The following is a 15,451-nucleotide window of genomic DNA, read 5'->3' as shown; positions in this document are numbered from 1 at the left end:
GATAACCCCCTATGGCCGAGAAATGGACCGACGTCACGGCTACGGTCAGTGCATGAGACCACTTGGGGGGCCCGCCCGGGCGCTTGTTCTTCTGCCATTGCTCCTCGTTGTCACCGGTTGCGTGAAGCTGGACGCCGACATCGAGATCACCGCGCGGGACACCGTGAACATGACCATGCTGCTCGCCATCCAGGACGAGTACGCGGACTCGCTGGACGGGTCCTGTGAGGCGGAGCCCGGCGTCACGGTCACGCCCTACAACGAGGGGGGCTTCATCGGCTGCGTGCAGGAGGCCAGCAACGCACCGCTCGATGCCATGGCCGGCTCGTCCGACACGCTCACCATCGTCCACCAGGACGGCGAATACACCTTCGTCATGGCTGGGAGTGAGCTGAGTGGGGAATCGGGCGCAGACTCGACGATGGCGGCTGCGATGTTCACGGACTTCAGGGTCGCGGTGACGTTTCCGGGTGAGGTGATCTCGCACAGCGGATCGAGCACGGTGGACGGCACCACCGTCACGTGGACAAACGCCACGGACCTGATGTCCGCCGAAGGGCTGAGGGCGACGGCGAAGGAGGCGAATGCGCTCCTCACGCTGCTGCCGTGGCTGGGGGCAGGGCTCCTGGTGGCGGCCGGGATCGTCGTGGGGCTTCTTCTGTGGAAGCGCACGACTGCCGGCGCGCCGCCTCCGCCTGGGCCCGCGCCGTGGTCTGGCCCGGCGCAGCCCGGTCCGGGCTATCCGCCACCGCCCGGGGGCTATCCGCCACCGCCCGGGGGCTACCCGCCACCGCCCGGGGGCTATCCGGCTGCTCCCGCGTATCCACCCCCAGCTGATCCGGCAGGCGGCTATGCGCCCCCTCCGCCGACGGGTGGGTCAGCCGCCCAGCCGCCACAGCGCGATGTGCGCGACTATGCCGACACGTCCTACATGGACTCGCCGCAGCCGGAGTCGCCGCCCGCCCACGAGCCGCCACCCAACGAGCCACCACGCAATCCGTGGGGCCCGCCGGGCTGAGCCCGCCGTCGAGCCTCTGGAGCGGTCACTTGGGCTGGACCAGCACCTCGTTCGGCTTGGACTGGATGACGTACCCGGGGTGCGCCGCGAACAGGTCCTTGAGCTTGGCGAAGCCCCAGGTGCGGGAGTCGAAGTCCGACGCCAACCGCGACAGGTTGCTGCCCACCACGCCGAGGTTGGCCCAGTTGTCGTCGCCCGCGGCCGCGTTGACGGCCTCCGCCAGGAGCTTGTCCAGGAAAGCGTCGGTGGTGAGCTTCTGGGTGGTCACCGTCGCAGCCTTGTTGACCGACGGCGCCGCCGTCGTCAGGTTTTCGACGTAGATGAACGTGTCGCACGCGGCCACGAAGGGCTTGGGCGTCTTGCGTTCACCGAAGCCGTAGACCAACCTGCCGTCCTCACGGATCCGGGCGGCCAGGCGGGTGAAGTCGCTGTCGCTGGAGACCAGACAGAAGCCGTCGAGGTTGCCGGCGTGGAGGAGGTCCATGGCGTCGATGATGAGCGAACTGTCCGTGGCGTTCTTGCCGGTGGTGTAGCTGAACTGCTGGATGGGTTGGATCGAGTGCTGGAGCAGCTCGGTCTTCCACGAGGTGAGCTGCGTCGACGTCCAGTCGCCGTAGGCGCGCCGGACGGAGGCGCGGCCGTACTTCGCCACTTCGACGAGTAGCTGGTCGATGTGGGTGGCGCGCGCGTTGTCGGCGTCGATCAGCACGGCCAACCGTGCTTCCCTCGGTGTCTCTTTGCTCATCTGGGTTCCCCTTCGTCGTGCACGAACCTACCGCGTGCGCGTCCTCCGTCAGCGCGCGGGCGGCGGGGCGGTGGTGGCCCGGACGATCAGCTCGGTCGGGACGACGACGCGGTCGTGGCGCGTCATCGCACCCGTCGACCTGATCTGTGACAGCACCAACTTCACCAGCGCGTGGCCGATCTGATCGAAGTTCTGCCGCACCGTCGTCAGCGGCGGATACGCGAACTCGCTCAGCGCGATCGCGTCGAACCCCACCACCGAGACGTCCTCAGGCACCCGCCGCCCCGCCTCGTGGAGGGCGCGGATCAACCCGAACGCCATTTCGTCGTTGGCGACGAACACCGCGGTCACGTCCGGGTCCTGCGCGATCCTCCTCCCCACCGCGTAGCCGGACGCAGGCGTCCAATCCCCCTGCCACACCGGGGGCGCGTGGCTGCCCGCCGCCTCGAGCGCACGCTCCCAGGCTCCGCGTCGCATCAAGGCCGGCTCCGATTCGGCCGGTCCGGACAGGTGGTGGACCATCCGGTGCCCGAGACCCAACAGGTGGCGGGTGGCGTCGCGGGCCCCCTGCACCTGGTCCGCCATCACCGCCGGGTAGTGGCCCACAAGCCGCGAATCCGACACGGCCACCGGCATTCCGGCGGGCAGAGTCAGGGTCTCTGGGGTGGCTTCCTCTGCGCGGATGATGACCAGGCCGTCGATGGCCTGGTTGGAGATGCGGTGCGCCGCGCTCTCCCAGTCCTCGGCGACGGCCGTCTCGTCGTCGATGCTGAGGAGCGTGACGGTGTAGCCCTCCTCGTCGGCCGCCTTCACCACGGCGCCGGTGGTGAGCACCTCGCCGGTGCGCTCGTAGCGGTGGGCCAGGAGGCCGATGGTGCCGAAGGAGCCGTTGCGCAGCGCCCGGGCGGCCCGGTTGGGGGAGTAGCCGAGCTGAGCGATGGCGGCCATCACCTTCGCTTTGGTCTCCGGGCGCACGGGATCCGCGCCCGTCGACACGCGCGACACGGTTTGTGCGGAGACGCCGGCCAGCCGGGCCACGTCTTCGATCGACGGGCCGGTCTTGCGTCGTCCTCGACCCGAGACGGTCCCCATGGCCGGGAGTGTAGCCCGGTTCCGATGTTGACGTCACCATCCCAGCGAATCGCTCCTGCCATGCAGGCGAGCAAGTGTTATCAGACCGTTATCTGACCCCCTATGTCGGCCACTAGGGGACGTGCTACGTTTACGTAAACATTGGTCACCGACGTAGGCGAGGACGCCTTCCGGGACGCACCGACCCGTGCCTCGGTGCAGCCACAACAGACAAGGAAGTTTTCATGAATTCGTGGAAGAAGCTCGCGGCCATGGCCGTCGTGGTGCCTCTGGCGCTCACCGCCTGCGGTGGAGACAACGGCTCCACCGGCAGCAACGGTTCCGACGGGGACGCCGGCGACGGCAAGCTCACCGTCTGGGCCTGGGACCCTGCCTTCAACATCTTCGCCCTCGAAGAAGCGGAAAAGATCTACAAGCAGGAGAACCCCGATTTCGAGCTCGAGGTGGTCGAGACCCCCTGGGACGACCTGCAGACCAAGCTCACCACCCTCGCGCAGTCGCAGGAGACCGGCGAGCTGCCGGACATCTTCCTCATGCAGAACAACGCGTTCCAGAAGAACGTCATCAACTACCCGGACCTCTTCAACGACTACACGGACACCGACGTCGACTTCGGCGAGTTCCCCGAGGGCGTGGTGGCCTACTCCACCCTCGACGGCGTCAACTACGGTCTTCCCTTCGACAACGGCACCGCCATCACGGCGCTGCGCACCGACGTGCTCGAGGAGGCCGGCTACACGGTCGCCGATTTCACTGACATCACATGGTCCGACTTCATCACCAAGGGCAAGGACGTGCTGGCCAAGACCGGCCAGCCGCTGCTCTCGGGCCTGGCGGGCCAGTCAGACCTCATCATGATGATCATGCAGTCGGCCGGCGCCAGCCTGTTCGACGACGAGGGCAATCCCACCATCGTGGGCAACGAGGCGCTGATCGCGTCCATCGAGACCTACAAGGAGCTCGTGGACTCGGGCGTCTTCGTGGAGGTCAACTCGTGGGACGAGTACATCGGCACCTTCGTGAACTCCAACGTGGCCGGCACCATCAACGGCGTGTGGATCCTGGGCTCCATCCAGTCCGCGCCCGACCAGAGCGGCTTGTGGGGCATCACCAACCTGCCCAAGCTGGACGGCGTCGACGGCGCCACCAACTACTCCGCCAACGGCGGCTCGTCCTGGGCCATCTCGTCGAACGCTGACAAGGCGCTGGCCGCTGACTTCCTGAACGCCACCTTCGCCGGCTCCAACGAGTTCTACGACACGATCCTCCCCGCCTCGGGCGCTCTGGCCAACTGGCTGCCCGCCGCGGAGAGCGACGTCTACTCCGAGCCCCAGGAGTTCTTCGGCGGCGAGCCGATCTTCACCCAGGTGCTGGACTTCGCCGCCCAGGTGCCGAGCAACAACACCGGCGCCTACTACTACGAGGGCCGTGACTCCGTCAGCGCCGCGATGACCAAGATCGTCGACGGCGGGGACATGACCACCGCGCTCGAGGAGGCCCAGCAGGCCGTCGAATTCGCAATGGAGTGATTCCTCGCTAGCCAGTGAGGTGGGGGCCGGCTGAACCGGCCCCCACCCGCGCGAAAGGTGGACTGTAGACATGACTGAACGTTCCCGGGTGGCCGTCCGCAAGGCCGTCCCATCCGACGATGCGGGCTCCTCGCCCGCGAAGCGCCGTCGCTTCGGCATCGAGGCGCAGCGCAACCTCACGGGCTGGATCTTCCTCCTGCCGGCCGCGATCCTCATCCTCTGGATGAATTTCTGGCCCATGGCGCAGGCCTTCATCCTGTCGATGCAGACAGGGCGAGGCACCAGGCTCAACTTCGCCGATCCCCTCTGGTACAACTACCAGCGCCTGTTCAGCGACGAGATCTTCAAGCTCACCGTCCAGAACACGTTCATCTACCTGATCATCCAGGTGCCGATCATGCTGATCGTCGCGCTCGTGCTGGCCAATCTGCTCAACGACAAGACCCTGCGGTACAAGGGCCTGTGGCGCACCGCGATCTTCCTGCCCTGCGCGGTGTCGCTGGTGTCCTACTCGCTGGTGTTCCGCACCATGTTCGCCAACGACGGCCTTGTCAACGACATGCTCATGGGGCTCAACTTCATCGATTCGCCCGTCAACTGGCTGGGCGAGACGGACACCGCACGATTCGTCATCATCCTCGGCCTGCTGTGGCGCTGGACCGGCTACAACATGGTGTTCTACCTCGCCGCGCTGCAGAACATCGACTACTCCTCGCTCGAGGCCGCCAAGATCGACGGCGCCAGCTCGCTCAAGACCTTCTGGTACGTCACCATCCCGCAGCTCAAGCCGATGATCCTGCTCACCGCGATCCTCTCGACCAACGGCACCATCCAGCTGTTCGACGAGTCCTGGAACCTGACGCAGGGCGGCCCGGCGTACACGTCGATGACGATGTCGCACTACCTGTACGAGGTGTCCTTCCAGAGGAACCCCAACTTCGGCTACGGCGCCGCGCTGTCCTACGTGATCCTGATCATGGTGGCGGTCCTGGCGTTCATCCAGATGAAGATCGGTGATAAGCGTGACTAAGACCCAGTGGCGCCGCGTGCCCTCCTACGCCTTCCTCGCCGTCTCGGCGATCGTGTCGATCTTCCCGCTGTACTTCATGGTGGTCTCCGCCACCAACACCAGCCAGGACGTCCTCAGCTCGAGGATGATCCCCGGCACGGCCCTGTTCGACAACTTCGCCTCGCTGGTCTCCCAGCAGGACGTGGCCTCGGCCATGTGGTACTCCACCGTCAACGCCGTCGGCACCACGGTGCTGGCGCTGCTCGTGTGCTCCATCGCCGGCTACGGCTTCGAGGTGTTCCACTCGAAGGGCAAGGACCGCCTGATGGGGTTCCTGCTGCTGGCGATGATGATCCCCTTCGCCGCCACGATGATCCCGCTGTTCCAGATGTTCGCCGACTTCGGGATGATCAACTCGGTGGGAGCGGTGATCCTCCCCGCGATCGCCACCCCGTTCCTGGTGCTGTTCTTCCGGCAGGCCTCCCGGTCCTTCCCCCACGAGATCATCGAGGCGGCACGGATCGACGGGCTGAGCGAGATCAGCATCTTCTTCCGCATCTTCCTCCCCACGATGAAGTCCACCCTGGCGGCCGCGGCCGTCATCACCTTCATGACCGCATGGAACAACTTCCTGTGGCCCAAGGTGATCCTGATCAACAACAACTTCCAGACCATGCCGATGCTCATCTCGAACCTGCGCGCCGGCTACGTAACCGACTACGGAGTGCTGATGCTCGCCGTTCTGTTGGCGTCACTGCCCACGATGATCGTCTTCCTCGTACTGCAGCGCGCCTTCGCCGAGGGCATCACAGGAGCTATCAAGTGACATTCGATCCAACCAGAATCTCAGACCCCACCTACTTCGCCGAGAACCGGCTCGCCGCGCATTCGGACCATCGCTGGTTCGCGGGCCCGGCCGAGGCGTCGCTGGGCTCGAGCAGCTTCGAGCAGTGCCTCAACGGGGTGTGGAAGTTCCACTACGCCAAGAACCTCACGCTCGCGCCGTCGGGCTTCGAGGCCGCTGACTACGACGTGGACGCCTGGGACGACATCCGCGTCCCCGGCCACATCCAGCTGCAGGGCAACGACCGGCCGCAGTACGCCAACGTCCAGCACCCGTGGGACGGGCTCGAGGACATCTGGCCGGGCGAGATCCCGCAGAAGTTCAACCCGGTGGGCAGCTACGTCACCCACTTCACGCTCGACCATCCGCTGGCCGACGGCGAGCGGCTGAGCGTCTCCTTCAAGGGCGCGGAGTCGACGGTCGCGGTGTGGCTGAACGGCACTTACATCGGCTACGGCGGTGACGCGTTCACCCCGTCGGAGTTCGATCTCACCGAGGCCCTCGTCGACGGTGAGAACAAGCTCGCGGCGCAGGTGTACAAGTGGAGCGGCGCGGCATGGATCGAGGACCAGGACTTCTACCGGTTCTCCGGCCTGTTCCGTGACGTGATGCTCTACCGCCGCCCCCGGGTGCACGCCGAGGACCTGCGGATCACCACTCCGGTGGCGGAGGACCTGGCGTCGGCAGAGGTTCGGCTGGCAGTGTCGCTTCAGGGGGAGGGCTCCGTGCGGGCCCGGCTCGCGGGCGTCGGTGAGCTGACCGCGGGTGACGACGGGGTGCTTGCGGTCGCCGTCGAGGCTCCGCTCCTCTGGAGCGCCGAGGATCCGCAGCTCTACGACCTCACCGTCGAGGTGCTCGACGCGGCCGGCGCCGTCGTCGAGGTGATCCCGCAGCGCGTGGGCATCCGCCGCTTCGGCATCGAGGACGGCGTGATGAAGATCAACGGCCGTCGGGTGGTGTTCAACGGCGTCAACCGGCACGAGTTCGGGCTTGAGGGCCGGGTGATGAGCCGCGAGCAGACCGAGGCGGATCTCCGCCTGATGAAGGCCCACAACATCAACGCGGTGCGCACCAGCCACTACCCCAACAACTCGTTCCTCTACGAGCTCACCGATGAGTACGGCCTGTACGTCATCGACGAGATGAACCTCGAGTCCCACGGCATGTGGGACGCCGTTGTGCGAGGGCGCGTCACGCTGGAGCAGGCGGTGCCGGGCGACCTGCCCGAGTGGCGCGACGCGCTGCTGGACCGCGCCAGCAACATGCTGGAGCGGGACAAGAACCACGCCAGCATCGTCATGTGGTCCTGCGGCAACGAGTCCTTCGGCGGCACCAACCTGCGGGACGTGGCGGATCACTTCCGCGCGCTCGACACCCGCCCGGTGCACTACGAGGGCGTCCACTGGGACCCGCGCTACCCGGAGACCACAGACGTGGTCAGCACCATGTACACCCCGGCGTCCGCCATCGAGGAGTTCCTCGCCGCCAACCGGGACAAGCCGTACATCCTGTGCGAGTACGCCCACACCATGGGCAACTCGTTCGGGGCCGTGGACAAGTACATCGACCTGGCTTACCGCGAGCCGCTGTACCAGGGCGGCTTCATCTGGGACTTCTCGGACCAGGCCATCGCGCTCACGGACCGCCACGGCAACGCGTACTTCGGCTACGGCGGGGACTGCGGTGAGGCGCCCCACGACGCCGAGTTCAGCGGAAACGGCATCGTGTTCGCCGACCACTCGCCGTCGCCGAAGCTGCAGGAGGTCAAGAAGCTCTACCAGGGCCTCAACATCCAGATCTCGGGCGATTCGTTCGAGGTGGAGAACCGGCTGCTGTTCACGCCGACGTCGAACTACGAGTGCGTGGTGACGCTGGGGCGCGAGGGTCGCGTGCTGGCGGAGGCCACCGTCGAGACATCGGTGGAGCCGGGGGAGGCAGGCAGTTACCCGCTGCCGATCGACCTGCCCGACGCCGGGGGCGAGTACACCGTCGAGGTGTCGTTCCGAGTTCCCCAGGCGTCGTCCTGGGCTCCGGCGGGGCATGAGGTGTCGTGGGAGCAGGCGGTGTTCACTGTCGCGGGGGAGCCCGCGCCGGTCGCGCCCTCGGCGGCGCCGGTCCTCATCGACGGGATCCACAACTTCGGCGTGCGGGGGCGGCACTTCACGGCCCTGTTCTCGAAGCTGTACGGAGGGCTCGTCTCGTACCGGTACGGGCTGAGCTCCGACGGCGGCCGCGAACTGGTGCGCGGCATCCCCAAGCCCAACTTCTGGCACGCACCCACCTCCAACGAGCGCGGCTGGAACATGCCGTTCAGGGACGGGCAATGGGCGCTGGCAAGCCGCTACGCGGAGGCCAGCGAGGCAGGTCCCACCGCCACGGTGGTGGGCGACGCCGTCGAGATCCGCTACACCTACGAGCTGCCGAGCAGCCCGGCGGGGGAGTGCGACGTCGTGTACCTGGTCGACGGCGAGGGTCGCGTGCAGGTGACGCTGACGGTGCGACCCGGTGACGGTCTCACCGACATGCCGGAGTTCGGGCTCATGCTGGTCACGGACCCGGAGCTGGACACGCTCAGGTGGTACGGGGAGGGTCCGGAGGAGAGCTACGTGGATCGTCGCGCGGGGGCACGCCTGGGCGTGTGGACGGCGGATGTCGCGGAGGAGCTCACCCCCTACATTCGGCCGCAGGAGTCGGGCAGCCACACCGGGGTGCGGTGGGCGACGGTGACTGACGGTCGCGGGGCGGGGCTGCGGTTCGAGGCCGTGGACGAGCCCATGGAGTTCTCGGCGTTGCCGTGGACGCCGTTCGAGGTTGAGAATGCGGCCCACCCGGTGGACCTGCCGCCGATACAGAAGACGGTGCTGCGCCCGGCCTTGATGCGTCGCGGCGTGGGCGGCGACGACAGCTGGGGCGCGATGACCCACCCCGAGTACCGGCTGCCGCAGGGCGAGTTGGTGTTCAGGTTCGCCTTCCAGGGCATCCGCTGACGGCCGCCCCCGCTGGCTGAGGGGTGCCACCCCTGCCAGCGGGGGGCCCATCGGTCCCTGAGGAGCCCCGCGTCGCGTCAGCGACTGGCGGGCGTCTCGAAGGGTCGTGGCGCGACCCGGCAGCGGGACTGCTTGTCGGGTGGGGGTCACGACCCTTCGAGACGCCGCCCGCGCCTTCGGCGTTGGCGACCCTCAGGGATCGGGGAGGGGTGTGGGCTCGTCGCTGCGCTCCTCGCGTTACAGCGGGCTGAGGTGCCGCGTAGCGGCCTCGAAGCCTATGAAACGTGAGCTGACTAGGAACGTTTCTGAGGCTTCGAGGCTCGTGGCTGCGCTCCTCGCGCCTCAGCCGGCGGGCGGCGCGTAGAGGCTTCCTCCGATGAACTCCCGCAGGATCGAGTTGAACGGGACCCTCTCGGTGTCGAGCGGCTCGAAGAAGGTCAGCAGGTTCAGCAGCCTGTCCCGCGTGTCCACGGCTGGGCTACCGTCGGGGATCGTCGCCAGCGCCGCCTCCGCGAACGGCCTCAACGCGTTCAACTCGTACAGCATGCTGGAGTTGAACATCACATCCGCGTCCTCCTGGAACAGGAAGACGTGCGCGTACTCCCCGCGACGCACGCTGTCCCACTGGCCGATGGTGAGTTCCGGGGAGATGCCGCGATCCCTGTGATCGCGCACGATCCGGCGCAGCAGCCGGACCTCCGTCGTCGGCACGCGGTTCATCAGGTCGATGTTGAGCCCGCCAAGGGCGCTCACGTACACCTTGAATACCGCGTTGCGCTTGACACCTTCCATCAATCTGGGGTTGAGCGCGTGGATGCCCTCGATCAGGAGGATCTCCGCAGGGCCAACCTGGAGCCAGGTGGTGTCCGGCATCCTGCTGCCGGTGATGAAGTCGAACGTAGGGACCTCGATGGGGTGGCCATCCACCAACTCAGCAATGTGGTGCGTGAGGAGGGTGAGGTCCAGCGCATCGGGGCTCTCGAAGTCGTACCTGCCGTCGGGGTCCACAGGTGTGCGATCGCGATTGAGGAAGTAGTTGTCCAGTGACAAGGACACGGGTTTCAGGCCGTTGACCTCGAGCTGCGTCGCGAGGCGCTGCGTGGTGGTGGTCTTCCCGGACGACGACGGCCCGGAGATCGCCAGCATGCGCAGCGCCCGTCGCTCGGCCAGGATGACGTCGGCGATGTCCGCGAGCCGCTTCTCGTGGAGGGCCTCCGCGATGCTGATCAGCTTCGTCGAGCGGCCCGAGAGGATGTAGGCGTTGACGTCGGCCACCACCTCGACGTCAATGCGGTCCAGCCATTCCTGGCTCTCCGCATAGGCGGCCGACAACCGCGTGGGCGGAATCAGCGGGACGCCGTTGCCCTTGTCCACATCGCCGAAGTCCACGATGAAGCCCTGTGCGAAGGGGATCACTTGGAAGGGTTCAACCTGCGTCGGATCCATGATCACCGGATACACCACCCTGGCCACGAGATCGCCCACCTGATAGACGTGGTAGCCGCCGTCGCGGCCGAGGGAGACGATGCTGCTCGCCGGGTCGGCGGCCCATTCCTTGAGCCTGGCGTCGATCAGGCTCACCTCCCTGGTCGACAGCGCTGACCCCACGAGGTTGCAGAAGACCCCCTCGAGGATCGAGTAGGAGGTCTTGAGCCGCTCGTCGGGGAACAGGTCGTGGATCACCTTGATCAAGCCCAGCTTGACCGTTTGCCGCCCTTGGCGGAGGTGGGTCTCGCGCATGGCGGTTCCTTTCGATCCATCCGACGGTACCCCTGACAGCCCTGGTTCCGCCGGGGATGGCGGCGTAAGGTCGAGGGCCTCTACTGGATGAGCGTCGACGCTCGACGTCGACGTCCCGATGACAAGGGGATATGCGATGCAGAAGATCGTGCCGAACCTCTGGTTCGACCACTCCGCCGCGAGCGCCGCCGCCTTCTACTGTTCGGTTCTTCCGGACGCCCGGGTAACCGTCACGCAGCACTACCCGACGGAGGGGCTGACCGACTTCCAGCAGGACTTCGCCGGAGATGTGCTCTACCTCGAGTTCGAGGTGGGCGGCTACGCGTTCGGGGCGATCAACGCCGGACCCGAATTCAGGGCGAACCCATCGGTGTCCTTCCTGCTGTACTTCGACCCGTCGCAAGATGACGAAGCCCGCGAGAAGCTGGACCGTGTCTGGGATGCGTTCGCTGACGGCGGCGAGGTGCTGATGCCGCTGGGCGAGTACCCCTACAGCCGCAGATTCGGGTGGCTGCAGGACAAGTTCGGCGTGTCCTGGCAGCTCGTCCTGTCGGATCCCGACGCCGAGCCGAGGCCCTTCATAGTGCCGTGCCTCCTGTTTGCGGGGGCGGCCAAGGGCAGGGGCGGCGAGGCGCTGGAGCGCTACACCTCCGTGTTCCCGGACTCGGAGGTGACTGTCCGCGTGCCTGAGGAGGCGCCGGACGCGACGTCCCCGGGCCAGGTCGAGTTCGCCGTCGTGCGGCTGCTCGGCCAGTGGTTCTCGCTGATGGATTCAGAGGTTGACCACGCCTTCACGTTCACTCCCGGCGTCTCCCTGGAGATCCGCTGCGACGATCAGGCCGAGATCGACCGGTACTGGGCCGCGCTCAGCGAGGTGCCCGAGGCCGAGGCGTGCGGGTGGTGCGCGGACCGGTTCGGGGTCAGCTGGCAGGTGACGCCGTCGAACATGGCGGAACTCATGGAGCGTCCCGGCGCCTTCCAGGCGATGATGGGGATGAAGAAGCTGGAGATCGCGGCGTTCTGAGGGCGCCCCGACAGGGGGAGCGCCGCCGCGTGGCGCTTCCCGTTGGCTGAGGCGCGAGGAGCGCAGCGACGAGCCTCGAAGCCTCAGAAAAGTGACGCTGTCGGCTCACGTTTCCTAGGCTTCGAGGCCGCTGCGCGGCACCTCAGCCAGCGGTTGGGGGTCGAGGTCGCTGCGCGGCACCTCAGCCAGCGGCTGGGGGGCAGGCTCAACCAGCGGGAGAGGCGGAGTGTGCGGCGGACTTCCCGCGGAAGGCCGCCAACTCCTCGGCGTTGATGCCGTAACAGTGCTCGGGTGCCGGGTAGGAGCCGTCGCGGACCTCGGCCGCGAACCCGCGGAGGCCGTCGACCACCCGGCCGTGCAGGTCCGCGTAGCGCTTGACGAACCGCGCCGACCCACCCGACGACATGCCCAGCAGGTCGTGGAACACCATCACCTGCCCGTCGGTGGAGGGGCCCGCACCGATGCCGATCACGACGGCGTCCATCGAGGGCATGATCGCCTCGGCCACCGCGGCTGGGATGGCCTCGAACACGATCGAGAAGCAGCCGGCCTCCTGCAGCGCGAGCGCTTCCGCGGCCACCCGTCGAGCACCGTCCGCGGTCTGTCCCTGTGCCTTGAATCCGCCCAACTCGGCTGCCGTCTGCGGGGTCAACCCGACGTGACCCATGACTGGAATCCCAGCCGCGACAATCGCCCGGACCCGCGACACCGACGCCTCGCCGCCGCCCTCCAGCTTCACCGCGTCGCAGCCCGCCTCGTCGACGAAGCGGCGCGCCGTCGCCACTGCCTGCTCGTCGCTGTGCTCGTACGAGCCGAAGGGCAGGTCGCCCACCAACATCGGAGCGCCCAGGCCCCGCCGCACCGCCGCGGTCAGCATCAGCATCTCGTCGACGGTCACCTCGGTAGTGCTCGGGTAGCCGAGCACGGTCATGGCTGCCGAGTCGCCCACCAGGACCACGTCGACGCCGGCCTCCTCCGCCGCGAGCGCGCCCGGGTAGTCGTAGGCGGTGACCATGACGATCGCCTCCCCGGCGCGCTTCATGTCCGCTAGGTCCGACGTCGTGACGCGGGATCCGGCGGCGGGGGCGCCTCCGTGGCGGGGCCGGGCTGACATGGGCGGGCGCCTCAGCGTCCGGTGAGCAGGGTGGCGACCTCGGCGTCGATGTCGATGATGGCGTTGCTCCCCGCCTCCACGTGCACGACGACAGGCTCGTAAGTGGCCAGCTCGGCGCGGTCGTACTGGGCGTAGGAGATGACGATGATGGTGTCGCCGCGGTGGACGAGGCGCGCCGCGGCGCCGTTGACCTTCATCTGGCCGGAGCCGCGCTCGCCCGCGATCGTGTAGGTCTCGAAGCGTGCGCCGTTGTCCACATTCACCACCGCAACCTGCTCGTGCTCGAGGATGTCGGCGGCCTCGAGCAGGTCCGGGTCCACGGTGATCGAGCCGACGTAATGCAGGTCCGCGTCGGTCACGGTGGCGCGGTGGATCTTGGACTTCAACATGGTGCGGTGCATCAGCGGGCCTCCTGGCTGGGGGTCACGGGCGGGATGGGTTGGTTGTCGATGAGCCGGACGGCGCCCACGCGGGCGGCGACGACGGCGAGGGTGGGACGGGTGAGGTCCTGGGCGGGGGAGAAGGTGTCCGGGTCCACGACGGCGAGGTACTCCGGCTCGACGCCGCGGCTGAGCATGGCCTCCGCCCCGTCGCGCTCGGCGGCGCGCGGGTCGGCGCCGCCTGCCACTGCCGCGGAAGCTGCCTCGAGCCCGGCCTTCAGCGCCAGCGCGCGCAGCCTGTCGTCGGGGCCGAGCCGGACGTTGCGGCTGGACATCGCCAGGCCGTCTGGTTCGCGCACCGTGGCGCAGACGGCGATCTCGACCGGCAGCCCGAGGTCCGTCACGAGGCGCCGGACCACGGCCACCTGCTGCGCGTCCTTCTGCCCGAAGTAGGCCACGTCCGGCGCGACGGCGATGAGCAGCTTCGCCACCACGGTGGCCACGCCGTCGAAGTGCGCGGCGCCGCGGTGGGCGCCCTCAAGCGGCTCGCTCACCCCGCGCACGCTCACGGTGGTGGCGTAGCCCTGCGGGTACATCTCCTCGACGGCGGGGACGAACAGCAGGTCCGTGCCGGCGCTGTCGGCGAGGTGGGCGTCGCGGGCCTCGTCGCGCGGGTAGGCGGCCAGATCTATCTGGTCGTTGAACTGGGTGGGGTTGACGAAGACGGAGGTGACCACCGTGTCGCACTCGTCGCGGGCGGCGGAGATCAGCGTCAGGTGCCCCTCGTGCAGCGCGCCCATGGTGGGCACGAACCCCAAGCGCCCGGCGTCGGCGAGGGCCTCGCGCAGCGCCGCGACAGTCCGCACAATCCTCATCAGCGTCCCCTTTCAGCGAGCCGTGAGGTGGCCGCGACCATGGCGTCGAACAGGTCCAGATCCGCCGGGCTCAGCTGCTCGACGGCGGCGCGCTGTCTGGCGACGGTGGCGTGGTCGCCGCGTGCCACTGGCCCGGTCAGCACGGGGGCGGCTCCCGCCCTGGCCCAGTTGTCGACGGTGGCGCGGACCATCGGCACCAGCCGTTCGCGCGGTACCCCAGCCGAGGCCGCGAGTCGCTCGGCCAGGTCCTCGAGGGTGAGGAGGAAGTTGGAGGCCACCGAGGCCGCGGCGTGGTAGGCGGGGCGTGCGTCGTCGGCGATCTCCACAGGAGTCATACCGAGCGACGTGGCCAGCGCAGTGGCGGCTTCGAGCGCACGCCCGGTGGTCCCCGCGACCGCCGCCGTCGCGCCGGCGAACACGGTGGCGCCGGAGGCCGGGACGGTCATCAGCGGGTGCAGGCCGAGGGCTTCGTGGGGGCCGAGGACGTCGAGCGGCGTGGCCCCGGAGCAGTGCCCGACAAGGAGGTCCGCCCGCGGCGTCAGGCCCGCGGCCGCGTCGGCGATCTGGCCATCGGGAACGCACAGCAGCACGATGCCGGCTGTGCGGGGGTCGGCGCCTCGCCCGAGGGGCCCCTGGACGTCCCATCCGGATTTCCGGAGCGAGGCGGTCAGCGCCGTGCCGAGTCGACCTCCACCGACGACGGCGACGCGCGGACGCGTCAGTACATCGTCCATGGGAGCTCCTTGAGGAACGGGGGGTGGGTGCAGTAACTGTAGACGAGGTTGCCGAGAAGCTCGCGTCGTGCCCGGGGGCGGGCGCCGGGCACGACCGGAAGTGGGCATAACTACGACGAAGTGTAGTACCTGCGCCGCGCGAGATATGTCGCGCCAGGCAACTAGTAGACGCGATTTCTTGCCGCCGAGGCCGGGGCGCAATCGAGAGGGCTGGTGGCTCCGAAGGTGTGTCACCCCTAGTCAACCGCCATCAGCCCGGGAGTGGAGGGCAATGCGGTGGATGAGACCGGGAGGGGGTACCGAAAGTAAGTCTTGTGGTCGCTCAAGAAACGCGCCTAGCGTCGAAGTCGTTCGTCCGAT

At 67.9% G+C, this 15,451-nt stretch carries 13 protein-coding genes; 6 read left to right on the top strand and 7 right to left on the bottom strand.

Features of this window, described 5'->3' with window-relative positions; all coding sequences use genetic code 11:
• Positions 1-121 precede the first annotated feature (121 nt).
• On the top strand, positions 122-1,018 hold the full coding sequence (locus ACZK39_RS09295) for an LppM family (lipo)protein (protein ID WP_463613117.1): 897 nt from the start codon (positions 122-124) through the stop codon (positions 1,016-1,018).
• 25 nt (positions 1,019-1,043) lie between these two features.
• On the opposite strand, the gene ACZK39_RS09290 is transcribed toward ACZK39_RS09295, so the two are convergent.
• Together ACZK39_RS09290 and ACZK39_RS09285 are read right to left on the bottom strand one after the other, a co-directional pair.
• A complete protein-coding gene (locus ACZK39_RS09290; protein ID WP_182781268.1) occupies positions 1,044-1,763 on the bottom strand; it encodes an NYN domain-containing protein in 720 nt (239 codons plus the stop codon).
• 48 nt (positions 1,764-1,811) lie between these two features.
• Positions 1,812-2,855, bottom strand: a complete 1,044-nt coding sequence (locus ACZK39_RS09285; RefSeq protein WP_182781269.1) for a LacI family DNA-binding transcriptional regulator — start codon at positions 2,853-2,855, stop codon at positions 1,812-1,814.
• A 224-nt stretch (positions 2,856-3,079) separates the two neighbouring features.
• Between ACZK39_RS09285 and ACZK39_RS09280 the strand changes: the two genes are divergently transcribed.
• The 4 genes from ACZK39_RS09280 (at position 3,080) to lacZ (ending at position 9,224) form a co-directional block, all read left to right on the top strand.
• Complete coding sequence (locus tag ACZK39_RS09280; protein WP_463613116.1) at positions 3,080-4,384, top strand: ABC transporter substrate-binding protein; 1,305 nt, start codon at positions 3,080-3,082, stop codon at positions 4,382-4,384.
• Between the two features lie 70 nt (positions 4,385-4,454).
• Positions 4,455-5,414: a carbohydrate ABC transporter permease gene (locus ACZK39_RS09275; protein WP_463613115.1), complete on the top strand. Its 960-nt coding sequence runs from the start codon at positions 4,455-4,457 to the stop codon at positions 5,412-5,414.
• Entirely contained in the window at positions 5,407-6,219 is an 813-nt protein-coding gene (locus ACZK39_RS09270; RefSeq protein WP_459055521.1) for a carbohydrate ABC transporter permease, read from the top strand. Before ACZK39_RS09275 ends, ACZK39_RS09270 begins: the two co-directional genes overlap by 8 nt.
• Positions 6,216-9,224, top strand: a complete 3,009-nt coding sequence (lacZ, locus tag ACZK39_RS09265) for a beta-galactosidase, LacZ type (RefSeq protein ID WP_463613114.1) — start codon at positions 6,216-6,218, stop codon at positions 9,222-9,224. The genes ACZK39_RS09270 and lacZ overlap by 4 nt, the downstream gene beginning before the upstream one ends.
• A 342-nt stretch (positions 9,225-9,566) precedes the next feature.
• On the opposite strand, the gene ACZK39_RS09260 is transcribed toward lacZ, so the two are convergent.
• Positions 9,567-10,964, bottom strand: a complete 1,398-nt coding sequence (locus ACZK39_RS09260) for a uridine kinase family protein (RefSeq protein ID WP_463613113.1) — start codon at positions 10,962-10,964, stop codon at positions 9,567-9,569.
• A 136-nt stretch (positions 10,965-11,100) separates the two neighbouring features.
• On the opposite strand from ACZK39_RS09260, the gene ACZK39_RS09255 reads away from it, so the two are divergent.
• Complete coding sequence (locus ACZK39_RS09255) at positions 11,101-11,988, top strand: VOC family protein (protein ID WP_459055518.1); 888 nt, start codon at positions 11,101-11,103, stop codon at positions 11,986-11,988.
• A gap of 205 nt (positions 11,989-12,193) precedes the next feature.
• On the opposite strand, the gene panB is transcribed toward ACZK39_RS09255, so the two are convergent.
• From panB to ACZK39_RS09235, 4 genes are read right to left on the bottom strand one after another with little or no spacing between them, the layout of a single operon-like run.
• Complete coding sequence (gene panB, locus ACZK39_RS09250; protein WP_459055517.1) at positions 12,194-13,102, bottom strand: 3-methyl-2-oxobutanoate hydroxymethyltransferase; 909 nt, start codon at positions 13,100-13,102, stop codon at positions 12,194-12,196.
• 11 nt (positions 13,103-13,113) lie between these two features.
• Positions 13,114-13,503 (bottom strand): aspartate 1-decarboxylase, encoded by a 390-nt coding sequence (gene panD, locus ACZK39_RS09245; protein ID WP_182800210.1) that lies wholly within the window; start codon positions 13,501-13,503, stop codon positions 13,114-13,116.
• Positions 13,503-14,357, bottom strand: coding sequence for a pantoate--beta-alanine ligase (gene panC / locus ACZK39_RS09240; RefSeq protein ID WP_459055516.1), 855 nt, complete (start codon positions 14,355-14,357; stop codon positions 13,503-13,505). Before panC ends, panD begins: the two co-directional genes overlap by 1 nt.
• A complete protein-coding gene (locus tag ACZK39_RS09235) occupies positions 14,357-15,091 on the bottom strand; it encodes a DUF2520 domain-containing protein (protein WP_459055515.1) in 735 nt (244 codons plus the stop codon). Before ACZK39_RS09235 ends, panC begins: the two co-directional genes overlap by 1 nt.
• Positions 15,092-15,451: the final 360 nt, after the last annotated feature.

The organism is Tessaracoccus luoxuelianae, assembly GCF_055326245.1.
The sequence above is the reverse complement of the archived record's forward strand: the minus strand, read 5'-3'. Positions and strand labels throughout refer to the sequence as shown.